This window comes from Nocardia sp. KT25-26 (assembly GCF_056627695.1).
Map to the genome: position 1 here is coordinate 2,448,892 of NZ_CM152813.1, position 24,329 is coordinate 2,473,220.

General features: G+C 68.9%; 25 protein-coding genes. 13 read left to right on the forward strand and 12 right to left on the reverse strand.

Annotated features, from left to right (window positions below; all coding sequences use genetic code 11):
• The first annotated feature begins 9 nt into the window (after positions 1-9).
• Positions 10-372 carry a hypothetical protein gene (locus AC1HFH_RS11085; RefSeq protein WP_480247344.1) on the forward strand — a complete coding sequence of 121 codons (363 nt, stop codon included), beginning with the start codon at positions 10-12 and terminating at the stop codon, positions 370-372.
• A gap of 89 nt (positions 373-461) precedes the next feature.
• On the opposite strand, the gene AC1HFH_RS11090 is transcribed toward AC1HFH_RS11085, so the two are convergent.
• The 6 genes from AC1HFH_RS11090 to mptB all read right to left on the reverse strand — a co-directional run bounded on the left by AC1HFH_RS11090 (position 462) and on the right by mptB (position 5,698).
• Entirely contained in the window at positions 462-743 is a 282-nt protein-coding gene (locus tag AC1HFH_RS11090) for a type II toxin-antitoxin system RelE family toxin (RefSeq protein ID WP_480247345.1), read from the reverse strand.
• On the reverse strand, positions 740-1,024 hold the full coding sequence (locus AC1HFH_RS11095) for a type II toxin-antitoxin system Phd/YefM family antitoxin (RefSeq protein WP_480247346.1): 285 nt from the start codon (positions 1,022-1,024) through the stop codon (positions 740-742). Before AC1HFH_RS11095 ends, AC1HFH_RS11090 begins: the two co-directional genes overlap by 4 nt.
• A 5-nt stretch (positions 1,025-1,029) precedes the next feature.
• Entirely contained in the window at positions 1,030-2,055 is a 1,026-nt protein-coding gene (locus tag AC1HFH_RS11100) for a COX15/CtaA family protein (RefSeq protein WP_480247347.1), read from the reverse strand.
• A 138-nt stretch (positions 2,056-2,193) separates the two neighbouring features.
• Entirely contained in the window at positions 2,194-2,982 is a 789-nt protein-coding gene (locus AC1HFH_RS11105) for an ABC transporter permease (protein WP_480247348.1), read from the reverse strand.
• Complete coding sequence (locus AC1HFH_RS11110) at positions 2,979-3,911, reverse strand: ABC transporter ATP-binding protein (protein ID WP_480247349.1); 933 nt, start codon at positions 3,909-3,911, stop codon at positions 2,979-2,981. Before AC1HFH_RS11110 ends, AC1HFH_RS11105 begins: the two co-directional genes overlap by 4 nt.
• Positions 3,908-5,698 carry a polyprenol phosphomannose-dependent alpha 1,6 mannosyltransferase MptB gene (mptB, locus tag AC1HFH_RS11115; RefSeq protein WP_480247350.1) on the reverse strand — a complete coding sequence of 597 codons (1,791 nt, stop codon included), beginning with the start codon at positions 5,696-5,698 and terminating at the stop codon, positions 3,908-3,910. The genes AC1HFH_RS11110 and mptB overlap by 4 nt, the downstream gene beginning before the upstream one ends.
• A gap of 73 nt (positions 5,699-5,771) precedes the next feature.
• Between mptB and AC1HFH_RS11120 the strand changes: the two genes are divergently transcribed.
• The 8 genes from AC1HFH_RS11120 (at position 5,772) to AC1HFH_RS11155 (ending at position 12,588) form a co-directional block, all read left to right on the forward strand.
• The gene (locus tag AC1HFH_RS11120) at positions 5,772-6,095 is read left to right on the forward strand and encodes a hypothetical protein (RefSeq protein WP_480247351.1); all 324 of its coding nucleotides are present in this window, start codon (positions 5,772-5,774) and stop codon (positions 6,093-6,095) included.
• 113 nt (positions 6,096-6,208) lie between these two features.
• Positions 6,209-7,030, forward strand: coding sequence for a helix-turn-helix transcriptional regulator (locus AC1HFH_RS11125; RefSeq protein WP_480247352.1), 822 nt, complete (start codon positions 6,209-6,211; stop codon positions 7,028-7,030).
• Positions 7,027-8,472, forward strand: a complete 1,446-nt coding sequence (gene sufB / locus AC1HFH_RS11130) for a Fe-S cluster assembly protein SufB (RefSeq protein WP_480247353.1) — start codon at positions 7,027-7,029, stop codon at positions 8,470-8,472. The genes AC1HFH_RS11125 and sufB overlap by 4 nt, the downstream gene beginning before the upstream one ends.
• Positions 8,472-9,650: a Fe-S cluster assembly protein SufD gene (gene sufD, locus AC1HFH_RS11135; protein WP_480247354.1), complete on the forward strand. Its 1,179-nt coding sequence runs from the start codon at positions 8,472-8,474 to the stop codon at positions 9,648-9,650. Before sufB ends, sufD begins: the two co-directional genes overlap by 1 nt.
• A 36-nt stretch (positions 9,651-9,686) precedes the next feature.
• Complete coding sequence (sufC, locus tag AC1HFH_RS11140; protein WP_480247355.1) at positions 9,687-10,457, forward strand: Fe-S cluster assembly ATPase SufC; 771 nt, start codon at positions 9,687-9,689, stop codon at positions 10,455-10,457.
• A gap of 1 nt (position 10,458) precedes the next feature.
• Positions 10,459-11,733, forward strand: coding sequence for a cysteine desulfurase (locus AC1HFH_RS11145; RefSeq protein ID WP_480247356.1), 1,275 nt, complete (start codon positions 10,459-10,461; stop codon positions 11,731-11,733).
• A 4-nt stretch (positions 11,734-11,737) separates the two neighbouring features.
• Positions 11,738-12,202: a Fe-S cluster assembly sulfur transfer protein SufU gene (gene sufU, locus AC1HFH_RS11150; RefSeq protein ID WP_480247357.1), complete on the forward strand. Its 465-nt coding sequence runs from the start codon at positions 11,738-11,740 to the stop codon at positions 12,200-12,202.
• On the forward strand, positions 12,202-12,588 hold the full coding sequence (locus tag AC1HFH_RS11155; protein ID WP_480247358.1) for a metal-sulfur cluster assembly factor: 387 nt from the start codon (positions 12,202-12,204) through the stop codon (positions 12,586-12,588). The genes sufU and AC1HFH_RS11155 overlap by 1 nt, the downstream gene beginning before the upstream one ends.
• Before the next feature lie 120 nt (positions 12,589-12,708).
• On the opposite strand, the gene AC1HFH_RS11160 is transcribed toward AC1HFH_RS11155, so the two are convergent.
• Positions 12,709-13,347, reverse strand: a complete 639-nt coding sequence (locus tag AC1HFH_RS11160) for a TetR/AcrR family transcriptional regulator (protein ID WP_480247359.1) — start codon at positions 13,345-13,347, stop codon at positions 12,709-12,711.
• Positions 13,348-13,588: 241 nt separating this feature from the next.
• Here AC1HFH_RS11160 and AC1HFH_RS11165 point away from each other — a divergent pair, with 241 nt between their 5' ends.
• Positions 13,589-14,653: an alpha/beta hydrolase gene (locus tag AC1HFH_RS11165; RefSeq protein WP_480247360.1), complete on the forward strand. Its 1,065-nt coding sequence runs from the start codon at positions 13,589-13,591 to the stop codon at positions 14,651-14,653.
• A gap of 36 nt (positions 14,654-14,689) precedes the next feature.
• Here the strand turns inward: AC1HFH_RS11165 and AC1HFH_RS11170 are convergent, their stop codons facing one another.
• The 4 genes from AC1HFH_RS11170 to AC1HFH_RS11185 form a co-directional block, all read right to left on the reverse strand.
• Positions 14,690-16,153 carry an MFS transporter gene (locus tag AC1HFH_RS11170; protein ID WP_480247361.1) on the reverse strand — a complete coding sequence of 488 codons (1,464 nt, stop codon included), beginning with the start codon at positions 16,151-16,153 and terminating at the stop codon, positions 14,690-14,692.
• A 277-nt stretch (positions 16,154-16,430) separates the two neighbouring features.
• Positions 16,431-18,284: an adenylyl-sulfate kinase gene (cysC, locus tag AC1HFH_RS11175; protein WP_480247362.1), complete on the reverse strand. Its 1,854-nt coding sequence runs from the start codon at positions 18,282-18,284 to the stop codon at positions 16,431-16,433.
• Positions 18,284-19,216: a sulfate adenylyltransferase subunit CysD gene (gene cysD / locus AC1HFH_RS11180; protein WP_480247363.1), complete on the reverse strand. Its 933-nt coding sequence runs from the start codon at positions 19,214-19,216 to the stop codon at positions 18,284-18,286. Before cysD ends, cysC begins: the two co-directional genes overlap by 1 nt.
• Positions 19,217-19,225: 9 nt before the next feature.
• On the reverse strand, positions 19,226-20,125 hold the full coding sequence (locus tag AC1HFH_RS11185; protein WP_480247364.1) for a helix-turn-helix domain-containing protein: 900 nt from the start codon (positions 20,123-20,125) through the stop codon (positions 19,226-19,228).
• 82 nt (positions 20,126-20,207) lie between these two features.
• On the opposite strand from AC1HFH_RS11185, the gene AC1HFH_RS11190 reads away from it, so the two are divergent.
• From AC1HFH_RS11190 to AC1HFH_RS11200, 3 genes are read left to right on the forward strand one after another with little or no spacing between them, the layout of a single operon-like run.
• Entirely contained in the window at positions 20,208-21,371 is a 1,164-nt protein-coding gene (locus AC1HFH_RS11190; protein ID WP_480247365.1) for a hypothetical protein, read from the forward strand.
• Positions 21,371-22,147 (forward strand): SDR family oxidoreductase, encoded by a 777-nt coding sequence (locus AC1HFH_RS11195; RefSeq protein WP_480247366.1) that lies wholly within the window; start codon positions 21,371-21,373, stop codon positions 22,145-22,147. The genes AC1HFH_RS11190 and AC1HFH_RS11195 overlap by 1 nt, the downstream gene beginning before the upstream one ends.
• 8 nt (positions 22,148-22,155) lie before the next feature.
• Positions 22,156-23,319, forward strand: coding sequence for a sulfotransferase family protein (locus tag AC1HFH_RS11200; protein ID WP_480247367.1), 1,164 nt, complete (start codon positions 22,156-22,158; stop codon positions 23,317-23,319).
• A gap of 18 nt (positions 23,320-23,337) precedes the next feature.
• Here AC1HFH_RS11200 and ku read toward each other — a convergent pair whose 3' ends face one another.
• Entirely contained in the window at positions 23,338-24,264 is a 927-nt protein-coding gene (gene ku / locus AC1HFH_RS11205) for a non-homologous end joining protein Ku (protein ID WP_480247368.1), read from the reverse strand.
• Positions 24,265-24,329: the final 65 nt, after the last annotated feature.

Here is a 24,329-nt window from a genome sequence, read left to right on the forward strand (position 1 = left end):
TCCTCGTTCATGAGTGCAACAGCCGCCCCCGCCGCAGTGAAGCCGGCCGGTCCGCTGGTCGATTCGGTGAAGAGCTTCGTCGCCGCCCACGGCGGTGCCGCGACGGCCGTTCTGCAGACCATCGGCGAGACCGGTGTCCGCGTGACCCTGGTCGGATCCGACGGCATCCTCGGCGATCGAGTGGTCGACGATATGGATACCGCCAAGGCCCTGGTCGAAGCCGTCGACGGTCTCACCGAATCCGACGAATGGTCGCGCGAACTCACCTCCGTGGTCACCCCTGCGCAGAAACACTGGTGGAAGATGGCCGGCTGGATCGCCAAACAGAAGCGCTTCCCCAAGGCCCGCAACTGGAAGATCGCGGGGGAGTAGGCTCGCTCCATGTGAACGCCGCACTCCGCCGGGGTGCGGCGTTCGTCGTCCGGGGGCGTCCTCCGGCTGGAGCTGCCGGTTCTGCATCCCTACGGCCGGTAGGCGTCTCGTCTGTGGCGAATCGAGTGGATTTCGACGGTGCGCTTATCCTCGTTGATGCGGTACACGATCCGGTAAGTGCCCCGTCGTGCGGAATAGAATCCGTCGAATGGCTCGTCCAGGGGCTTGCCTACTCGACGTGGGTTGGTTGCGATCGGTCCCCTGATGGTCTCCATGGCGGCAAATGCGACATCGGAGGGCAGATTCTCATGGATGTTGCGGCGAGCCTGAGCCGACATGATCACCGAGTAGGGTTCGGCGGGATCGGTCATGCTGCACCGCGGCGCTGCTTCTTCAGTTCGGCGAGGACATCGTCGGCGTCGAAGGTGTCGCCAGCGGCGAATTCTTCCGCGGAGTGCCGCAGGTCGGACATGGTGTCGCTGTCGCTCAGGATCTCCAATGTCTCCTGCATGGATTCGTACTCGGCGACGGAAATCAGCATCACATCGGCCCGGCCGTTGCGCGTGATCGTGAAGTGATCGTGTTCGCGTGCCACGCGGTCCGCGAGTTCGGCTATGCGCGTCTTGGCCTCGGTGATGGGGATGATCTCCATATGCCTCAGGGTATCAGTCGGTCATAATTGCGACCAGTACTCTGACCAGGATGATCGGCGGGTGCGGCCGTGGCCGATCCGGTGGCAGGTGCCGGGACCGGTTCGCGGGTGCGCAGGCTCGCCCAGAGCGCGGCAGTGCCGGCAGTACACGCGGCGGCGCCGGCGACGTGGATCGCGACCAGGGCTGCTGGGACGTCGGTGAAGTACTGCACGACGCCGACCAGGCCCTGGGCGCAGACGAGGCCGAGCAGCCAGAACAGGCGTCTGCGGATGGCGGGGGTGATGCCGACCGCGAACAGGCCGAAGGCGAGGCCGACGAGCAGCGCCAGGTAACCGACGAGCAGCTGGGAATGCAGGTGCACCAGAGTGACGATCTCCACCTGCAGCCGTTCCACCGGGCGGTCGATGCTCTTGTCACCGGCGTGCGGTCCGGCGCCGGTCACCAGGGTGCCGGCGATCAGGACGGCGGCCAGGGCGACCCCGCTGAATGCGGTCAACCAGCGGAGCGGGGCAGGCACCTGATCGACCGGCACGCCGTCGTCGGGCTGATCGATCTTCGCGTAGAGCAGGACCGCGAGCCACACCATCACCATCGAGACCAGCAGATGCACCGCGACGGTCCACCACAGCAGCCCGGACAGCACGGTCAGGCCGCCGATCACCGCCTGCAGCACGGTTCCGCCCGGCATCAGCCAGGCATAGGCCAGGACCTCGCGCCGCCGTCGGGCCCGGGTGACGGCGAGGACCACCAGCCCCGCGCACAGGGTCACGACGAAGGTGAGCAGCCGGTTACCGAATTCCACGGCCTGGTGCAGCACCGCGACCTCGGATACGCCGACCGGGGTGAAGCTGCCCGGGAAGCACTGCGGCCAGGTAGGGCAGCCGAGCCCGGAGGCGGTGACGCGGACGATCGCGCCGGTGACCGAGATACCGGCCTGCGACAGGATCACCGCCAGCGCGATCAGCCGCTGCGTGCGCAGCGAGGGCAGCGGGAGGCGATCGACGAGTCGCAGGAAGGCGCGATACAGCACGCTCCGATGGTAGCCGCCGCCGGTCCGGCCCCTGCAGGCGGTCTACTACACGCCGTCGTGGCTCGGCCCAGGGGCCGGCGGGCGGAGTGCGCCGGCCTGCTCGGCGGGAAGCCGACCGCGCGTGGTGGCAGCCGGGGCTCAGGTGAACCGGAAGTACCGGGTCGCCAGCCAGCCGCATCCGGTACCCCAGGCCGCCAGGACCACCACCCCGAACCAGTCGACCGCCCCGGCCAGGGCGTCCTCCAGGGCCACGGTCAGCGCCGCAGACGGCACCAGCTGGGCTCCGGTCGCCACCGCGCCCGGCAGGTCGTCCCCGACGAAGACCAGGCTGGCCACACCCAGCATCACGAACCACAGAATATTGGCCAGTGCGAGCACCACCTCGGCCTTGAGGGTGCCGCCCAGCAGCAGTCCCATGGCCGCGAAGGCCGCGGTGCCCAGTGCGATCACCAGGGCGCCGAGCAGCAGGCCACCCGGCCCAGGGCGCCAGCCGAGCGCGACACCGATCACACCGAGCAACAGCGCTTGGGCGACCACTACCAGGCACACCGCACCCGATTTGCCGGCGATGATGCCCCACCGGGGCAGCGGGGTGGCACCGAGCCGTTTCAGCGCGCCGTAACGCCGGTCGAAACCGACCGCGATCGCCTGTCCGGTGAATGCCGTCGACATGATCGCGGTCATCATCACCGCCGGGACCACCGTGTCCACCCGGTCGGTGCCGAGATCCCCGAACGGCAGTAGGGTGAGCCCGATCAGCAGGGTGATCGGAATGAACATCGTGAGCAGCAGCTGTTCGCCGTTGCGCAGCAGCAGCACCAGCTCCAGGCGGGTCTGGGCCGACAGCATCGCGGCCCGGCCCGCCGGTCGCGGCCGCGGGGTGAAGGTGCCCGGGGTGAACCGGTTGGTGGTCAGATCGCCGGTCATGTGCGCAGATCCCGTCCGGTCAGCTCGAGGAACACTTCTTCCAGGCGCCGCTGGTCGATCCGGATATCGGTGGCGAGTACGTCCATCCGGGCACACCATGCGGTGACCGTGGCCAGCACCTGCGGGGTGATCTCACCCGCTACGAGGTAGGTGCCGGGAGTGGTCTCGTGGGGTGCGAACCCTTCCGGCAGCGCGGCGGCGAGCAGCGTGAGGTCGAGCTTCGGCGGCGCGCTGAACCGCAGCTGGCCGGCCGCGCCGTGCGCGGTGACCTCGGCCGGGGTTCCCGCGGCGACCACCTGCCCATGGTCGATGATCACCAGATGGTCGGCGAGTTGCTCGGCCTCGTCCATCAGGTGGGTGGTGAGTACGACGGTGACGCCGTCGCGGCGCAGGGCGTCGATCAGCTCCCATACGATCAGCCGGGCCTGGGCGTCCAGACCGGCGGTCGGCTCGTCGAGGAAGACGATTTCCGGGCGCCCCACCAGCGCGCAGGCCAGCGCCAGCCGCTGCTGCTGACCGCCGGACAGCCGCCGGTACGGGGTCCGGCGCACATCGCTGAGACCGAGAGTGTCCAGCAGCCAGCCGGGCTCCAGGGGATCGGCCGAATAGGAAGCGACCAGGTCGAGCATCTCCCCGGCGCGGGCACCGGGATAGGCGCCACCGCCCTGCAGCATGACGCCGATCAGCGGGCGCAGCCGCTCGGAGTCGGCGATCGGATCCAGCCCGAGGATCCGGACGGTGCCCGATTCGGGCCGGACGAAGCCCTCACACATCTCCACGGTCGTCGTCTTGCCGGCACCGTTGGGGCCGAGCAGGGCGAGCACCTGGGCACGTTCGACATCGAAGGTGATCCCGTCGACCGCGGTCGTCGTGCCGTAACGCTTGACCACGCCGTCGACCCGGACGGCGGGGCCGGTGGGGACGTTCACGTCTGCGCTCCGCTGCGTTCGGCTCCGTCGTGGCCACGGGGCGCCGTGCCCGCGGTTCGCTCACTGCGCTCCCTCACGGTGCCACCGTAGGTCGTGCCCCCCTGTGACCCAGCCGACACCCCCGTTTCGGCCCGCCAGGGCAGCCGGGTCCGGGTGAGGGCATAGAACACGGCGAAGCAGACCCCGGCGGCCACGGCGGCGCCGACGATCTGGAACACCTGGAACTCCGCACCCCGGGGCATCACCAGCAGCGATACCACCGCAGAGAACGCCACCGCCGGGACCCGGAACACCGGCTGGGTGGCCCAGGCCGCCAGTGGGACGATCGCCCACAGCAGGTACCAGGGCTGCACCACCGGGAAGAGCAGCACGATCGCGGCGAGCGAGACACCGAGCGCGCCCACCGGATGCAGGCGCCCGATCCCGGTCGCCACCAGCATGCGCAGCGCGATGAACCCGGCGGCGAGCCCGGCGATCGGCCGGGTGATGCTCAACAGGGCGGTGGTGTGGTCGCCGAGCCCCAGCAGCACACCGCCGAAACCGGTGATGATGCCGAGCACCGTGGGCAGCGACATCCAGCTGCGCACCGCGCTCGCGGTGTTGAGCGTGTAGAGCCAGCCGAATCCGAGACCGCTGAGGGTGCTGACCACGACGGTCACCGTGAGCGCGACCACGCCCAGCAGCAGCGCGGATCGGGTGACGGCCCAGAGCGTGCCGCCCCAGCGGCGGGCGAGGGCCATGCCGACGAAGCCGAGGGCCAGGATCGAGGTGAACTTGATCGAGGACGACAGGGTGATCAGTACGGCCCCGCCGAGGAGTAGCCGCCAGGCCCGCGCGTCGAACGGGGGCCGCACCGCGTTCAGCCGGTCGCTGCCGCCGCCCTCGCCGTAGATGGCTCGCAGGCAGAATTCCAGCCCCGCCAGCATCAGGCCGAGCATCAGGGCATCGTTGTGCACACCGCCCACGAGGTGGAACAGCACCAGTGGGTTGGCGGCGCCCAGCCACAGCGCGCTGACCGGGGCGACACCGCAGCGCACCGACAGGCGGGGCAGCGCCCACACCATCAGGGCCACCCCGGCGAGTGCCAGCATCCGGTGCACCCAGACCCCGGCGATGATGTTCTCACCGGTCAGCTCGGCGATCCAGCGCCCGGCCCACAGGAACAGCGGCCCGTACGGTGCCGGGGTATCGCGCCAGATGGTCGGCACGTTGTTGGTGAGCACATTGTCGATACCGAGCCCGGCCACCGGGCCCTCGGCGTACGGATCGGTGCCGCGGGCGGCGATCTCGCTCTGCGCCAGATACGAGTAGACGTCGTTGCTGAACATCGGCGGTGCGACGCTGAGCGGGATGATCCACAGCAGCAGGGTGCGGTCCAGCTGGACCCTGGTCAGTCGCCGGCGCGGCGCGCCGGACAGGCCGCCGACGGCGAACCGGCCCAGCAGCAGCCAGGCGCCGATCACCAGGACGGTCCCGAACATGCACATCGCCAGCGAGCCGGTGTGCGCCCGGGCGAAGATGCCGAACACCCGCATCCCGGAGACCGGGTTCTGATGCACCGGCTGCGCGCCGATCCCCAGCGCGGCGATGGCCATCAGTACCGCGCCGGTGGCGCCCATCAGTCGGATCCGGTCCAATTGGACGAGATCCTTGCGATCCAGCCCGGGCACCGGCGCCTCGTCACGATGCAGTACGGCGACGGAATGATCGGCTGTCGGCGGGTCCACGCCGAGAACCCGACGTCCCACGCCGATCACCCTGCGCCGCGCGCCTTCCAGTACCGCCACGAACCCGAAGCCTATCGGGCGCTCCGACGGGCACCTACGGTGGAACGGGAGACCACACGACGGAAGAGGCGTGATGGCATCGATGATCTGGCTCGCGGCGCTGGTGGCGGCCGGGTTCGCGCTGGACCGGATCGGCGTGTGGGCCGAGCGGCGGGGCTGGGTCCACTGGCGCCGTCGCCCGCCCGTGAGCGCGGGAGCGAGTGCGCTGGGGCAGGTGGAGCAGTTGTTCCAACCGGCGCAGCAGCACGTCGCCGAGCATGTCCAGCAGCAGCGGATGCGTCGGTCGACCGGCGCGATCGGGGAGGGGTTCGATCCGGTGATCGTGCTGGATGTCCCGGACCGCACGACACCGGAACGACCCTCGGTGTGCGATGGGTCACCGCCGGACCGGGGGTGACGGTCGGCGCGGGTGCTTTGTCCTGGGGGTTCGCGGATTCGCCGCAGGTCACGCCGGGGCTGGTCAGGGCACCCTTATTAGATTTCGGGAAGTAATTCCGCCACACTGATGTTGTGAAAACCGTGGGTTTGCCGGAGGAGACCGAAGGGGCCGGGCGCAAGGCCGGTGCCGCGGTCGGTGCTGTGCAGACTCCGGGTGGGCACGAAGGGCAGACCCGGGCGGCGATCGTGCAACTGCTGCTGGAAGAGGGGCCGATCACGGCGACCGCGATCGGTACCCGGCTGGGCCTGGCTCCGGCCGGTGTCCGGCGGCATCTGGATGCGCTGATCGATTCCGGAGAGGCCCGGGCGAGTCGGTCGGCGCCGTGGCAGCAGAAGGGTCGGGGCCGGCCCGCCAAGCAGTATCAGCTGACCGCCGCCGGGCGCGGCCGGCTCGGGCACGCCTACGACGACCTGGCCGGAGCCGCCATCCGGCAGCTCCGCGAGATCGGCGGCCAGCGGGCGGTCACCGAATTCGCCCGCCGGCGGGCCGAGACCGTACTGGGCGACGTCGCGCCGGTGGCCGAGCACACCGCACCGGCGCTGTCGGCCAAGGTGGACGAGATCGCCGCGGCGTTCTCCGACGCCGGCTTCGCGGCCACCACCCGCGAGGTCGGCAACGGTGTGCAGATCTGCCAGCACCACTGCCCGGTCGCGCACGTGGCGGAAGAATTTCCGGAACTGTGCGAGGCCGAACTGACCGCGTTCCGGGACCTGCTCGGCACGCATGTGCAGCGGCTTGCGACGATCGCCAACGGCGATTGCGCCTGCACCACCCACGTTCCGCTGCTGCTGCCCGACCCGACCGTCCGCCCCGACCACCCGTCAGCTTCCACCCCGGCCGCCGCACAGCCCGCGGCGGCTCGAACGAACGACTCCGGAAGGAGTGCCGAATGACGACCACCGAAGCAGGCTCCGTCGCTCCAGCGCCACTGACCCAGGAAGAGACCATCGACTCCCTGGGCAGATACGAGTACGGCTGGGCCGACTCGGACTCGGCCGGCGCCAGTGCGCAGCGCGGCCTGTCCGAGGACGTGGTGCGCGACATCTCGGCGAAGAAGAGCGAACCGGACTGGATGCTCGATCAGCGCCTCAAGGCGCTGCGCATCTTCGACCGCAAGCCGATGCCGCACTGGGGCTCGAACCTGGACGGAATCGACTTCGACAACATCAAGTACTTCGTGCGCTCGACCGAGAAGCAGGCCGAGAGCTGGGAAGACCTGCCCGAGGACATCAAGAACACCTACGACAAGCTGGGTATCCCGGAGGCGGAGAAGCAGCGCCTGGTCGCCGGTGTCGCCGCCCAGTACGAGTCGGAGGTCGTGTACCACCAGATCCGCGAGGATCTGGAGGCCCAGGGCGTGATCTTCCTGGACACCGACACCGGGCTCAAGGAGCACCCGGAGATCTTCCAGAAGTACTTCGGCACTGTGATTCCCGCCGGTGACAACAAGTTCTCCGCGCTGAACACCGCTGTCTGGTCGGGTGGCTCGTTCATCTACGTGCCGCCGGGCGTGCACGTCGACATTCCGCTGCAGGCCTACTTCCGGATCAACACCGAGAACATGGGCCAGTTCGAGCGGACCCTGATCATCGTCGACGAGGGTGCCTATGTGCACTACGTCGAGGGCTGCACCGCGCCGATCTACAAGTCCGACTCGCTGCACTCGGCTGTCGTCGAGATCATCGTCAAGAAGGGCGGCCGCTGCCGCTACACCACCATCCAGAACTGGTCGAACAACGTCTACAACCTGGTCACCAAGCGGGCCAAGGCCGAAGAGGGCGCGACCATGGAGTGGATCGACGGCAATATCGGCTCCAAGGTCACCATGAAGTACCCGGCGGTCTGGATGACCGGTGAGCACGCCAAGGGTGAGGTGCTCTCCATCGCGTTCGCCGGTGAGGGCCAGCACCAGGACACCGGTGCGAAGATGCTGCACCTGGCGCCGCACACCTCCTCGACCATCGTGTCGAAGTCGGTGGCGCGCGGCGGTGGCCGGGCTTCCTACCGCGGCCTGGTCCAGGTGAACAAGGGCTCGCACGGGTCGAAGTCGACCGTCAAGTGCGATGCGCTGCTGGTGGACACCGTCAGCCGGTCCGACACCTACCCCTACGTCGACATCCGTGAGGACGACGTGACCATGGGCCACGAGGCGACGGTCTCGAAGGTCTCCGAGGACCAGCTGTTCTACCTGATGAGCCGTGGTCTCACCGAGGACGAGGCGATGGCGATGGTGGTCCGCGGCTTCGTGGAGCCGATCGCCAAGGAACTCCCGATGGAATACGCCCTGGAACTGAACCGCCTGATCGAACTGCAGATGGAAGGAGCCGTCGGCTGATGGCTGTCGACAATGTTGCTGCTGCCGCCGAGGCTCGTACTCCCGCTGTGAACAAGGGCGAGGTGTTCGCCTCGTTCGACGTGGATGCTTTCGAGGTGCCCTCGGGCCGGGACGAGGCGTGGCGGTTCACCCCGCTGCGTCGGTTGCGCGGCCTGCACGACGGATCTGCGGTGCGCGACGGTGCCGCCGCCGTCGAGGTCGCCCCGGTAGCCGGTGTCACCGTGGAGACCGTCGGCCGCGACGATGCCCGCCTCGGCGAGGCCGGGATCCCGACCGACCGGGTCGCCGCCCAGGCCTACTCCGGATTCGAGCAGGCCACCGTGGTGTCGGTGGGTGCCGAGACCGAGGTCGGCGATCCGGTCACGGTGCGCATCACCGGCCCGGGTGCCGGGCACACCGCCTACGGGCATCTGCAGATCCGGGTCGGGGCCTTCGCCGTCGCCACCGTGGTGATCGACCAGCGTGGCAGCGGAACCTACGCCGAGAACGTCGAGTTCGTACTGGGGGACAGTGCGAAGCTGACCGTTGTCGCGGTGCAGGACTGGGCCGACGACGCCGTACACGCCACCGCCCATCACCTGCGGCTGGGCCGGGACGCCACGGTGCGGCACACCGCGGTCACCCTCGGTGGCGACCTGGTGCGCCTGACCGGCACCGTGCGCTACTCGGGCCCCGGTGGCGACGCCGAACTGCTCGGCCTCTACTTCGCCGACGCCGGTCAGCACTTCGAGCAGCGGCTGCTGGTCGACCACTCGGTACCGCACTGCAAGTCCAATGTGCTGTACAAGGGTGCACTGCAGGGCGATCCGAAGTCGCCGAAGGGCGACGCCCGCACCGTCTGGGTGGGCGATGTGCTGATTCGCGCCGCGGCCGAGGGCACCGACACCTTCGAGGTGAACCGCAACCTGGTGCTCACCGACGGCGCCCGTGCCGATTCGGTGCCGAACCTGGAGATCGAGACCGGCGAGATCGCCGGCGCCGGCCACGCCAGCGCGACCGGCCGGTTCGACGACGAACAGCTGTTCTACCTGCGGGCGCGCGGTATTCCGGAAGATGCCGCCCGCCGGCTCGTGGTGCGCGGGTTCTTCCACGAGATCATCCAGAAGATCGCGGTGCCCGAGATCCGCGAGCGCCTCGACGCGGCCGTCGAGACCGAGCTCGCCGCCATCGGTGCCTGACCTCAGACTTTCACTCCCGTAAAGGAATTCGATTCGATGACCACCCTGGAAATCAAGGACCTGCACGCCGAGGTCGCCAACCCGGACGAGTCCGGCGAGCCGATCAAGATCCTCAACGGTGTGAACCTGACGGTGAAGTCGGGCGAGACGCACGCGATCATGGGCCCGAACGGTTCCGGCAAGTCGACGCTGTCCTACGTGATCGCCGGCCACCCCAAGTACATCGTCACGCAGGGCACGATCACCCTCGACGGCGAGGACGTCCTGGAGATGTCGGTCGACGAGCGGGCCCGGGCCGGGCTGTTCCTGGCCATGCAGTACCCGGTCGAGGTGCCGGGTGTGTCGATGTCGAACTTCCTGCGCACCGCCGCCACCGCGGTGCGTGGCGAGGCCCCGAAGCTGCGGCACTGGGTCAAGGAGGTGAAGGAGTCGATGAAGGAACTCGAGATCGATTCCGCCTTCGCCGACCGCAGCGTGAACGAGGGCTTCTCCGGCGGTGAGAAGAAGCGGCACGAGATCCTGCAGCTCGGCCTGCTGAAGCCGAAGATCGCCGTGCTCGACGAGACCGACTCCGGCCTGGACGTCGACGCGCTGCGAGTCGTCTCCGAAGGCGTCAACCGGTACTCGGAGCGGGAGGACGGCGGCGTCCTGCTGATCACCCACTACACCCGGATCCTGCGCTACATCGAGCCGGACTATGTGCACGTGTTCGTGGGCGGCCGGATCGTCGAGGAAGGCGGCCCGGAGCTGGCCGACGAGCTCGAGGAGAACGGTTACGTCCGGTTCACCGCCGCCGCGGGAGCCTGAGATGACCGCTGCACCTGTCCGTACCGTCGACGTGGCCCGGGTCCGCGCCGATTTCCCGATCCTGAACCGCACGGTCCGGGACGGTAAGCCGCTCGTGTACCTGGATTCCGGGGCGACCTCGCAGCGTCCGGTACAGGTGCTCGATGCCGAGCGGGAGTTCCTGCTGCACAGCAACTCCGCCGTGCATCGGGGTGCACACCAGCTGGCCGAGGAGGCCACCGACGCCTACGAGGACGCGCGCGCCGAGATCGCCCGGTTCGTGGGGGTCGATGCCGGGGAGATCGTGTTCGGCAAGAACGCGACCGAATCGCTGAACCTGGTCACCAATGCGTTCGGCGACGACCGCTTCCCGCATCGGGTCGGCCCCGGCGACGAGATCGTGATCACCGAGCTCGAGCACCACGCCAATCTGGTGCCCTGGCAGGAACTGGCCCGCCGCACCGGGGCCACCCTGAAGTGGTACGGCGTCACCGACTCTGGGCGCATCGACCTGGACTCGCTCGAACTGACCCCGGCGACCAAGGTCGTGGCGTTCACCCACCAGTCCAACGTGACCGGGGCCATCGCTCCGGTGGCCGAGCTGGTGCGCCGGGCCCGGGAGGTCGGTGCGCTGGTGGTCCTCGACGCCTGCCAGTCGGTACCGCACATGCCGGTGAACTTCCGCGAGCTGGATGTGGACTTCGCGGCGTTCTCCGGGCACAAGATGCTCGGACCGTCCGGCGTCGGCGTCCTCTACGGCAAGCGGGCGCTGCTCGAGGAGACACCGCCGTTCATCACCGGTGGCTCCATGATCGAGACCGTGTTCATGGACCGCAGTACCTACGCCCCGCCGCCGCAGCGGTTCGAGGCCGGCGTGCCGATGACCTCGCAGGTGGTCGGCCTCGGTGCCGCGGTGCGGTACTTGGACCGGATCGGTATGGATGCGGTGGCAGCGCACGAGCACACCCTGGTCGAGGCCGCGCTCGCCGGGCTCGGTGCGATCGACGGGGTCCGGATCGTCGGCCCCACCGAAGGCACCGACCGCGGTGGTGCCGTGTCGTTCGTGGTGGACGGTGTGCACGCCCACGATGTCGGCCAGATCCTCGACGACGAGGGCGTGGCGATCCGCGTCGGCCATCACTGCGCCTGGCCGCTGCACCGGCGGTTCGGGATCGCCGCGACCGCCCGCGCCTCCTTCGCCGTCTACAACACCGTCGACGAGGTGGATGCGCTGGTCGCCGCGGTGCGCCGGGCCCAGTCTTTCTTCGGTGTCGACTCCAGAGGAGAGTTGTCGTAGCGCCATGCGTATGGAGCAGATGTACCAGGAAGTGATCCTGGACCACTACAAGCACCCGCACCACCGCGGACTGCGCGAACCGTTCGGCGCCGAGGTGCACCACGTCAACCCGACCTGCGGTGACGAGGTGACCCTGCGGGTGCACATCGGCGCCGACGGTGCGGTCGCCGATGTGTCCTACGACGGCCAGGGCTGTTCGATCAGCCAGGCCGCCACCTCGATCCTGACCGATCAGGTGATCGGTCTGCCGGTGCAGCAGGCGCTGAAGGTGGTCGACTCGTACGACGAGATGATCACCAGCCGCGGTACCGTCGAGGGTGACGAGGACGTCATCGGGGACGGCATCGCCCTGGCCGGCGTCGCCAAGTATCCGGCCCGGGTGAAATGCGCGTTGCTGGGCTGGATGGCGTTCAAGGACGCGGTCGTGCAGATTGCCGGTGATCGTGCCATGGGAAACGGGGAGAGCTGATGAGCGAGGAAACCACCACCACGGCCGACGAGCAGTCGGCCGCCGCGCCGGCCGAGCCGACGCCCGAGCAGGCGCAGCACCTGGAGGACATCGAGGAGGCCATGCGCGACGTGGTCGACCCCGAGTTGGGGATCAACGTAGTCGACCTGGGTCTCGTGTACGGGATCAGCGTGGACGACGACAACGTCGCCATTTTGGACATGACCCTCACCTCGGCGGCCTGCCCGCTCACCGACGTGATCGAGGACCAGTCCCGGAATGCCCTGGTGCGGGCCGGTCTGGTCGAGGACCTGAAGATCAACTGGGTCTGGATGCCGCCGTGGGGTCCGGACAAGATCACCGAGGACGGGCGCGAACAGTTGCGCGCCCTCGGCTTCACCGTCTAGCACCCGGGAATCTCCGGCCGGCCCGGCACCCCTCGGGGCCGGGCCGGCGTTTTCACGAGTTCCGCTCCGTCGCAAGGGGCGGTCGGGCAGCGTCGCGGCCGGCCCGAGTTCTGTGTGCGGCTACCTGGATCCGGGAACGGACTCGCCGGCGACCTTGTCGATCCAGGCGCCGATCATGTCGGCCGTTTGTTCGATCACGTAGTTGCGGTCGAGGCCTTCCTCCTCCATCTCCACCGAGCGCAATGCGGTCGCAAAACCGGCGTTGAGCAGGATGAACGCCATGGTGTCGACATCGGCCTCGGTGCCCGCGTCGAGCAGGTGGATGAGATAGATGCGGATCAGGAAGCGCAGCCTGGGCTCGAATTCCGGGATCCCGCTGCCGTAGAAGTGCAGGTCGGCCACCAGCGCCCGGACCAGATCGGCGTTGGCGACCAGGATCTCCACGGCCGTATGGATCACCTGGGCGACTGCATCCCGGGTGGACATCGTGGGCGCGACCTTCAGCAGATCGCTGTAGCGCTGTTCGACCTGCAGAAAAAGGCCGTCGGTCAGTTCCTTGACGATTTCGTCGCGGTCGTTGAAGTACCGGTAGAGCGTGCCGATGCTGATCTCGGCTTCCTCGGCGATCCGGTTGGTCGAGGTGTTGCCGATGCCCCGGGTGCCGAAAAGGTGAGCGGCTGTCGCGAGAATATGAGCGCGCGTCTCTTTCGCCCTGTTCTGTGTCGGGCGTTTGCGCTGCTTATCGGGCTTGGTGGCCATGACGAATCCCGGAGTGGTGAGCAGGGCAGAAGATGAGCACCAGCTCACTCTAGAGACCGTCGGCGCCGACGTTGCCGGTTCTGCAGAAGTTCCGGCGATTCGCCTGCGCACCCTTGTGGCCGGTACCAGCCGGATGGGGCCGGTTCGAGGACCGTGCCCAGACCTCCCGTAAAAGCGCGATGGCGCGTGCTGTGCCGGACTTAGCCTGGCGGCCTGCACGATTCCGGGAAGGAGGTGGCCGATGCCGGGTGCGGCAGTGCGCGGACTGCTCGTCGCCGCACTGACCACGGTGGCAATGATGCCCGGTGGTGCGATGGCGAGTCCCGCACCCGGCAGTACGGCGGCGGTGGCGGACCGAGTGGCCGCCGCCGCGCCGTCGGAACCCGGTGGCTCCCGGCTGCTGGCCGCGGTCGCCCGGGAGCGGGTGGTCGACCTCACCGTGTATTCGGCGGCGATGGACCGGCCGATCACCGTCGCGGTGGCACCGGCCGCGGATCCGACGGCACCCGCCGACGTGCTTTATCTGATCAACGGCGTCGACGGGGGCACCGACACCCTCGATTGGGCCGAGGGCAGCAACTGGTTCACGAAGACCCGGGCGCTGGATGTGCTGTCCGGCGAGCAGGTGACGACGGTCATGCCGATCGGAGGGGACGGCACCTTCTACGCCGACTGGCAGCGCGACGACCCGGTCAAGGGCCGCAATCGCTGGGTGACCTTCCTGACCGGCGAACTGCCGCCGCTGATCGATGCCGCATTCCACGGCACCGGCCGGCAATCCATCGCCGGGCTGTCGATGGCCGCGTCCTCGGTGCTGCGGCTGGCGATCGCGGCACCGGGCCACTTCGATGCCGTCGGAGCCTTCAGCGGATGCGTCCGCACCGACGATCCACTGGGCCAGTTGATGATCAACTCGATCGTGGCCAACCGCGGGGGCAATCCGCTGAACATGTGGGGCCCGCCCGGCGACCCGGACTGGGCCGCCAACGACATCTTCCGGCACGCCGAGCGGCTGCGCGGCACCGTCCTGCACATCACCACCGGCAACGGCCTGCCCGGACCGCTGGACACCCTGAACGGGCCCGGAATCGGCAACAACGCGCTGAAGCTGGCCGATCAACTGGTGATCGGCGGCCTGGTGGACGCGCTGGCGGTCGCCTGTACCCGGGAGATGCAGGCCCGTTTCGCCGCCCTGGACATTCCGGCCACCTTCCACTTCCGGCCGTCCGGAACCCATTCGTGGGGTTACTGGGGACAGGACCTGCAGGAGTTCTGGCCGGTGGCCCGCGCGGCCATGCGGCCGTGACCGCGGGCTCCGGCGCACCCGCCGGTCGGCGGGCAGCTACCGCGGTATCACGGGTTCGGTGAGCGGTGGTGGCTCGGGCAGTGCGCGCGCCAGCACCCCCATGCCGAGCGCGACCACGGCGATCGCGGCGAACAAGGCGATCGCCCCGGTCAGCGTGTGGGCGCGGAAGAAGGTGGCGCTGAGTACGGCGAGGCCGACGCCGCTGCCGACCTGTTCGACGGTGGGCAGCAGGCCGGACGTGGCGTCGAGCCGGCGCCGGTCCAGGGCGGCCAGCATCAACGGCTGCACCTGAACGGCGAACACCCCGACGGTGGTGCCGGCGACGAACACCGGGCCGACCGCCAGCGGCACCGAGATCGCGCCGTCCACCAGGTACAGGTAGCCGGCCCCGATCGCGACACAGCCGCCGAACCCCGCGATCGCGACCGCGAGCATTCGGGCACCCCAGCGCCGGATGAGTATCGGCGACAGCAGCGCACCGGCCGCCGCCCCGCAGGCGAAGGGCGTCATCAGCATCCCGGTCCGCAGCGCAGTGAAGCCGAGCGTCTCCTGCAGCAGGATCGAGATCCCGAACACGAAGGTGGTGAACAGTCCGAAGAACAACGCCACCAGCAGCGAGCCGACGGCGAAGGCCCGATCGGTGAACACGTCCAAGCGCACCAGCGGATCGCCACCCCGGCGTGCCAGACGCCGTTGCTGGGCGAGGAACAGCGCCCCCACCGCGAGTGCCCCGAACACCGCCGCCACCGGCACCGGCTGCCACCCCCGTTCCTGTACCGCGGCGAGGGCGGCGAGCAGCGCGAACAGGGTGAGCGCGGACAGCACCGTACCGGCGGGATCGGGCCGGGCTCGGTGCTCGGGCCGACCGACGTGCAGGAACCGCCAGGCCAGGGCGAAGGCGATCAGCCCCAGCGGCAGGTTCATCCAGAAGATGGCATGCCAGCCGAGACCGAACGGATCCACGGTCACCAGCAGCCCGCCCAGGATCGGCCCGGCCAGCCCGGCCAGGCCCGCCATCGCGCCGTACACGGCGAACACCTCGGCATGCCATCGGCGCGGGAAGAGCGCGGTGAGGATGCCGATCGTCTGGGCGGCCATCCCGGCCCCGGCGGCGCCCTGCACCACCCGGGCGACGACGAGTTCGGTCGCCCCGGACGCCGCACCGCACCACAGCGATGCGGCGGTGAACGCCACCACCGCGCCGAGGAACACGGTCCGGCGGCCCGCCGTCTCACCCAGGCGGGCGGCGGGCAGCAGCGTGCAGGCGAACGCGACCGAGAAGCCCGCGACCCACAGCAGCTGCTGAGCCGGGGAGGCAGCCAGATCGACGGTGATCGGCGGCAGCGCGGTATTGATGATCGTGACGTCGATCATCTGCATGAAGACGCTGATCATGCAGCCGGTGAAGGCGAGCCACGCGGCGGGGCCGACCCCCCGTTCGGATCGGTCCGCCGCATCGGCGGTGGTTCCGGGGGCGTCCGCCGGATCGGTGGCCGTCATCGGATGCCCACCGCTGCGGGCGTACCGTCGATTCCGATATCCGACATGAGGATGCCTCCCTGTCCGCCGGCTCCGAAGCGAGCGTTCTCGCCGGTGGTACGGGTACGGGTAGCCGCCGCCGGGGCCGGACGAATTCCGGTTCGGGGCAGTGATTCCGCCCGAATCGTGCCGAGAGTAGTGCGCCTCCGCAATCCGTCCGGGCGCCGTCGGTGTTCCCTCACGCAGCGCATAGTGGATCGCCGCCGCAGTTGTGATCGGTGCCAGCAGCACGCGACCACTACCTGCCGGGGTCGGCCCGTTGTTCCCGTTCGGTGAGGGTTTCGATGACGGTGTCCGCCATGACCGCCGGGTCGCCGTCGCCGGGGCGCAGCACCAGCCCCGGGGTGAGTGGATGCTCGTAGGGTGCATCGACCCCGGTGAACTCGCGGATCTCGCCGGCCCGGGCCTTCGCGTACAACCCCTTGGGGTCGCGCGCCTCACACACCTGCAGGGGAGTGTCCACGAAGACCTCCAGGAAGTCGATGCCCGCCGTCGCATGGGCGGCTCGGGCCCGGTCCCGGTCGGCCCGGTACGGGCTGATCAGCGAGACGATCGCGACGACACCGGCCTCGGCGAACAGCCGCGCCACCTCACCGACCCGGCGGATGTTCTCGGTCCGGTCCGCGGCCGAGAAGCCGAGGTCGGCATTGAGGCCGTGCCGCAGATTGTCGCCGTCGAGCAGGAAGGCCGGCCGCCCCGCCGCCACCAGCCGGCGTTCGAGTTCCACCGCCACCGTCGATTTCCCGGAACCGGACAGCCCGGTCAGCCACACCGTCGCGCCGCGGGTGGCACGTTCGGATCGTCCGACCGCGGTGCCGTGCCACACCACCTGGGTGGGCGGCAGGCTCGGGCCGGTGATCATTCCGGCGCCGACGGTGTCGCCGGTCGCATCGTCGATCAGCAGGAAGCTGCCGGTGGTGCGATTGCGCCGGTAGGCGTCGAACAGCAGCGGCTGCCGGGTGTTCAGCCGGATCCGGCCGATCTCGTTGAGCGACAGCGTCTCCGCCTGTTCGTCGCGGTGCAGGGTGTTCACGTCCAGGCGATAGTCGAGCGAACGAACCTGCGCCGGTACCGAACGGGTGGTGTGCCGGAGCGTGTAGCGGGTGCCGGGGGAGAGCACCGAATCGTCGGCGAACCAGCACAGCATGGCATCGAGTTCGGTACCGGTGTGCGGCCGATTCGCCGGTCGGCAGATCAGGTCGCCCCGGGCGATGTCGATCTCGTCGGCCAGTTGGACGGTGACCGCCTGCGGCGGGAACGCTTCCGCGATCGGCACGCCACCGGGACCCCAGATCGCCCGGACCGAGGTGGTCCGCCCGGCCGGCAGCACCGTGACCTCGTCGCCCGGTTTGAACACGCCACCGGCCACGGTGCCCGCATAGCCGCGGAAATCCCGGGCCCCGCTGCGGATCACATACTGCACCGGCAGGCGGGCATCGATCAGATTGCGGTCCGAGGCGATATGCACCTCCTCCAGGTGGTGCAGCAGGGGCGTGCCTTCGTACCAGGGCATGGCGGTGCTGCGGTGCACGATATTGTCGCCGTGCAGCGCCGACACCGGGATGAAGGCGAGATCGGGAATCTCCAGTTTGGCGGCGAAACCGCTGAATTCGTCCCGGATCTCGGCGAATCGCCGGGCCGACCAGTCGACCAGGTCCATCTTGTTCACGCAGAGCACCAGGTGCCCGATGCCGAGCAGGCTCGCCAGGAAGGCGTGCCGGCGGGTCTGTTCGACGACACCGGCACGTGCGTCGACCAGGACCAGCGCCAGGTCGGCGGTGGAGGCTCCGGTGACCATGTTGCGGGTGTACTGGATATGGCCGGGGGTGTCGGCGATGATGAATTTGCGTCGCGGGGTGGTGAAATAGCGGTGGGCGACGTCGATCGTGATGCCCTGTTCGCGTTCGGCGCGCAGGCCGTCGGTGAGCAGCGCGAGGTCGGGTTGGTCGGCCCCGCGGTCGCGGCTGGTGCGTGCGACGGCATCCAATTGGTCGGTGAACAATGTCTTGGAGTCGAAGAGCAGCCGGCCGATCAGGGTCGACTTCCCGTCGTCGACGCTGCCGGCGGTCGCCAGGCGCAGCAAGGTCGTCATCAGAAGTAGCCCTCTCGCTTGCGGTCTTCCATTCCGGCCTCGGACACCCGGTCGTCGGCGCGGGTGGCGCCGCGTTCGGTCACCCGGGCGGTGGCGACCTCGGTCACCACCTCGGCCGGCGTGGCCGCGGTGGACTCGATACAGCCGGTGCAGGTGGCGTCGCCGACGGTGCGGAACCGGACCGTCGCTTCGTAGGGATCTTCGCCGTCCAGGAGCTCCAGGAAACGGGTGTGCGCCAGGAGCATTCCGTCCCGCTGCACCACCGGACGCCGATGCGCGTAGTAGAGCGGCGGCAGTTCGACGTTCTCCGTGGCGATGTAGTTCCAGATGTCGAGTTCGGTCCAGTTCGACAGCGGGAACACCCGGATGTGCTCACCGGCGCGGTGCCGTCCGTTGTAGAGGTTCCACAGTTCGGGGCGCTGCCGGCGCGGGTCCCACTGCCCGTGCTCGTCCCGGAAACTGAACACCCGCTCCTTGGCACGGGCCTTCTCCTCGTCGCGCCGGGCGCCGCCGAACACCGCGTCGAAGCGGCCTTCCCGTAGGGATCGCAACAGCGTGGTGGTCTGGAGCCGGTTCCTGGTGGCCCGCGGCCCGGTGGGCTCGGTGACCCGGCCGGCATCGATATCGTCCTGGACCCGGCCCACGAGCAACCGGAGCCCGAGCCGGTCCACGGTGTTGTCGCGGTATTCGATCACTTCGTCGAAATTGTGTCCGGTATCGATGTGCAGCACCGGGAAAGGTAGTGGTGCCGGCCAGAAAGATTTCGCTGCAAGGTGCAGCATGACTGCGGAATCCTTACCGCCGGAGAAGAGTAGTACCGGCCTTTCGAAGGTTGCCGCGACTTCTCGGAAAATGTGTGCAGACTCGGCCTCGAGCGCCTCGGTATGGGAGAGCTCGTAGGTGTTCGCCGCCGACTTCGCGTACTGGCTCACGAATCAAAATTAGAACACGTTGCTGTGATTGGTCAACGGTTTCCTGCCGCCGGTGGCCGCGGTGACGGCATCGGCGGCGGCGACGAGTGCCGCACCGCGGCGGGCGATCTCGGCGCCGGTGATCGATGTGCCGACGTACATGGTGAGCACCAGGTGCTGCCGGCCGTCGGCGTCGAAGGTCGGCGCCGCCAGCAGGCTCACGGGATGCTGTTGGCGGGGGCGCAGATCGGTGTCGAGATACACCCGCTCGCCCAGGCTGGTGACCAGTTCGGCGACCACCTCGCGCAGTTCGTCGGGGAGTTCCCGCCCGGCCATGCCTGCCAGCAGGGCGTACAGGCGCCGGCCTGCCGCGGTGAGGGATTCCACCAGGTAGCCGCGCTGCCGGCATTCGGCGACGATGCGCCGCAGTCGCGCCTCGTCCTGTTGCAGCGGCACCGTCGGCGGCGTGGCCAGCCAGGCGTCGAATGCCCGGGGGGTGTCCCAGAGTACGTACATCAGGCCGACCGGCGGGGCGAAGTGGTAGGTGGCGCCGACCCGGACCAGGCCCGGCCCGGTGCTCTCCAGCACGATGATCTGCCCGTCCACCAGGGCGGAAGCGGTGCAGGTGGTGCGGTAGGTGTCGCTGAGCCGGTTCAGCTCCGGGTGTGCCGCGCCGGCGGCGGCGAATCCGTCCTGGGCGACCCGGCCGGCGGCGATCAGTGCCGGGCCGGGGCCGTAGGTCCGGGTGCGCGGATCGCGCACCAGATAGCCGCCTTCGGTGAGCTCGGTCAGGATGCCGAGGGTGGTGGGTTTGGCCAGCTCGAGGGTGCGGGCCAGCTCCGAGAGGCCGACCCGGCGGCCCCGTTCGGTGACGAAGAAGTCCAGTACCTGCACCACCCGGCGGGTGGGTGCGGATCGCCGTTCGACCATTGACCACTCCTGAAACGTGTTCTACTCTCGGCTCACAAGGAATGTACCAGAGCGGTACATATATGGACCACCGGAGAATGTGTTGCTGACCCAGCCGTTCGCAGACGCCATAGCCGCCGCGGAGAAGATCATCACCGATGCTCCGCATATTCGGACCGAACAGGACCTGATCGAGGGATACGACTATCTCGCCGGAAGTATTCGCGCCGCGCTCCAGATGGCCTGGGCCTATGAACGTGACTTCCCGTTCTTCGTTCGCTCGACCGGCCCCTATACGAAAATGGGTCTGGATAATCCGGACACCCTGTATTTCCACGCCTATCTGCGGCCCGACGCCGAATACGTGGTGACCGGAACTCGCGGCACCACCCGGGATCTGAGTTTCCAGGTCCTCAATGGTGATTATTCGCCCGTCGATGTGCCGGACAGCCGCACCGCATTCGACGACCGGGCCATCGACATCGCCGCCGACGGGACGTTCGAGGTCCGGTTCGGTCCCGGACCGGCCGGCCCGGACTACATCACCCTGGCGCCCGATTCGGCGATGCTGGTGATCCGGGAAGTCTTCGGCGACTGGTCGGCCGAACAGCCCGGCACCCTGCGGATCCGCCGGGCCGACCGGGCCGGTGCGGCGCCACCGCGGCCGACGCTGGACCTGCTGACCAAGCGATACGGCGTGGCCGGAAAAATGCTGCTGTCCCGACTGCAGACCTTCCTGGCGTTTCCGCAGTGGTACTACCTGAACCTCCCGGTCAACACCATGACCGAACCGCGCAGCACCCCGGGTGGGCTCACCACCCAGTTCTCCTCGGCCGGTCACTACGAGCTCGCCGACGACCAGGCGATGATCATCACCGTGCCGAAGTCCGGCGCCCCCTACCAGGGTTTCCAGCTCGGCAGCATGTGGTACCTCTCGCTGGACTACGCCAATCATCAGACCAGCCTCACCGCCGATCAGGCACACGTCGATCCGGACGGGATGATCCGCCTGGTCGTCGCCGAACGGAACCCCGGGCTGGCCAACTGGATCGAATGCACCGGGCATGCACGCGGCTACCTGCAGTTCCGCTGGCAACGGCTCGACGGTGCGCTCACCGCCGCCGACGGGCCGGAGGTCGAGGTGGTGCCGTTCGCGGAGCTGCCGGACCGGCTGCCGTACCACGACGGCGCCACGGTGACCCCCGAACAATGGCGGGAGCGGATCGCCGCCCGGCAGGCGGCGACGGCGGAGAGGATGCTCGGCTGATGGTGTTGCAGGACAAGGTCGTTGTGGTGTCCGGGGTCGGTCCCGGCCTGGGCCGCAGCATTGCCGTGCAGTGCGCGAAGGCCGGGGCGGATCTGGTGCTGGCGGCCCGCACCGAACAGCGGCTGACCGAGGTGGCCGAGGAGATCACCGGGCTGGGCCGGCGCGCGGTCACGGTACCCACCGATATCGACGATCCGGAGGCGGCCGCGCACCTGGTCCGGCGGGCGCGCGACGAGTTCGGCCGGGTGGACACGCTGGTGCACAACGCCTTCGCGATCCCGCCGATCGTGGATCTGGCCGAGGTGGACCTCGATGCGGTGCGGGCCGGTTTCGAAACGAACGTCCTCGCGGCGCTGCGCCTGACCCGGCTGTTCGTTCCGGCGCTGGCCGAAACCGGCGGTTCGGTGGTGATGATCAATTCCGCGGTGCTGCACCACTCCCGGCGAACCTTCGGGCCGTACAAGATGGCCAAAGCGAGCCTGCTCGCGCTGGCGCAGAGCCTGGCCACCGAACTCGGCCCCCAGGGCATCCGGGTCAATTCGGTGGCGCCGGGCTATATCTGGGCGGACAACCTGAAGTGGTACTTCGGCTACCTCGCGAAACAACGCGGGGTCGAACCCGACGAGATCTACGCCGAGACCGCCGCCGGCATCGACCTGCGCCGGCTGCCCGAACCCGACGAGATCGCCGATGCGGTCGTGTTCTTCGCGTCCTCGCTGGCCCGGGCGATCACCGGGGCCTGCCTGGATGTCAACTGCGGCGAATACCACAACTGAGGAGAACGATGATCGGCAGAGACAGCGTCGGCACCGTCGACGACCTGCACAATTCGGCGACGAAGGTGGTCGGGCTCGACGACTTCGGCACCGACGAGTACCGGGAGGGTCTCGCGGTACTGCTCGACTCCTACGCCCGGGAAGCCGACCTCACCCCGTTCGGGAACAAGGTCAACCGGGCGTTCGTCCGCGGCGCGCTGATCGCCCGGTTGCTGAGCGAGGCGGCCTGGCGGCAGCATCCCGAATCCGCCGAGGTGCCGATCCGCCGGCCGATCTTCGTCACCGGACTGCCCCGGTCCGGGACCACGGCGGTACATCGGCTGCTGACCGCCGATCCCGCGCATCAGGGCCTCGAGATGTGGCTGACCGAGATGCCGCAGCCCCGCCCGCCCCGCGCGAGCTGGCCGGACAATCCGGTGTACCAGCGGATCCAGGCGGGCTTCGCCCAGCATCACATCGAACATCCGGAATTCATGGGCGTCCACCACATCTCGGCCGACCAGGTGGAGGAGTGCTGGCAGCTCACCCGGCAGTCGCTGATGTCGCATTCCTACGAATGCCTGGCCCACTTGCCGAGCTATTCCGCATGGCTGCGGAGCCGCGACTGGACACCGGCCTACCGGCGGCATCGCCGCAACCTGCAGTTGATCGGCCTGCCCGACGCCGATCGGCGCTGGGTGCTGAAGAACCCGAGCCATCTGTTCGGCCTGAACGCACTGCTCGAGGTGTATCCGGACGCCCTGGTGATCCAGATGCACCGGGCCCCGCGCACGGTCGTCGCCTCGGTGTGCAGCCTCAACGAGCAGGCCGCGGCCGGTTGGTCGGACACCTTCCGGGGGCCGGTACTGGGCCGAGCACAGCTGGACCTGTGGGCCCGTGGCGCCCAGCAGTTCCTGGACGACCGGGCCGGGCACGATCCGGCGCGGTTCTGCGATGTGCAGTACGACGACTTCGTCGCCGACCCGATCGGCACCGTCGAACAGATCTATCGCCGATTCGGCATCCCGCTCACCGAGGCCGCACGGGATGCGATGACCCGCCTGCACGGCGAATCGACCACGGGCGCGGCGCGGCCGGCGCACAAGTACACCCTCGACGACTTCGGCCTCACCGCCGCCGACGTCGACGCGCGTTTCGAGAACTACCTGCACGCGCACTTCCCGGCCGGATGAGCGGGCCCGGCCGGTCGCTCATGCGCCCTTGCGGCCGGCCGCCTTCTTCGCCGGGGATTTCTTCGCGGGCGCCTTCTTCGCAGCCGACTTCTTCCCGGCGGTCAACGCCTGGGCCGCCTTCTTCGGTTCCGGCTCGGCGTCCGGTTGTTCTCCGGTGCCCCGCCGGCCCCCGGCCGCCAGGCTGCGTTGCAGCGCGGCCACCAGATCGACCACATCGGCGTCGGGCTGTTCGACCGGTTCGGCGGCCCGGGCCTCGACCTTGCCGGTGCCGGCCGCGATCGCCTCGTCGAGCAGTTTGCGCAGTTCGATCTGGTATTCGTCGGTGTACTCGGCCGGATCGAAATCGCCCGACATCGAATCCACCAGGGTTTCGGCCATGGCCAGCTCCTGGGACCGCGGTGCGGCCGCATCGTCGAGCACCGGGAAATCGACGGTGCGTACCTCGTCCGGCCACAGCAGGGTCTGCAGCACCAGCACGCCGTCGTGCACCCGCAGCGCCGCCAGCCGGGTCTTCTGCCGCAGCGTGAAATGCACCAGCGCCACCTTGTCGATGCGCTCCAGGGTCGCCGCCAGCAGGACGTAGGCCTTCGGGGTCGTGGAATCCGGCTCCAGGTAGTAGCTGCGTTCGAACAGGAGCGGGTCGATCTGTTCGGCCGGTACGAACTCCAGGACCGGGATCTCGTGCTTCTCCGCCGCCGGCAGCCGTGCGAAATCCTCGTCGGTGAGCACCACCTGGTCACCGTCCGGGGAGATGTAGGCCTTGTCGATATCGGCGAACTGCACCGATTTGCCACAGACCTGGCAGACGCGGTCGTATTTGATCCGGCCACCGTCCACGCCGTGCACCTGGTGGAACCGGATGTCGTGGTCCTCGGTCGCGGTGTACACCTTGACCGGGACGTTCACCAGCCCGAATGCGATCGAGCCCTTCCAGATCGACCTCATGCGCCGAGGGTACTGTTCCGGCGTCCGTTCCGCTGGGAAGTATCCTCCGACCAGGGGTTCTGTGA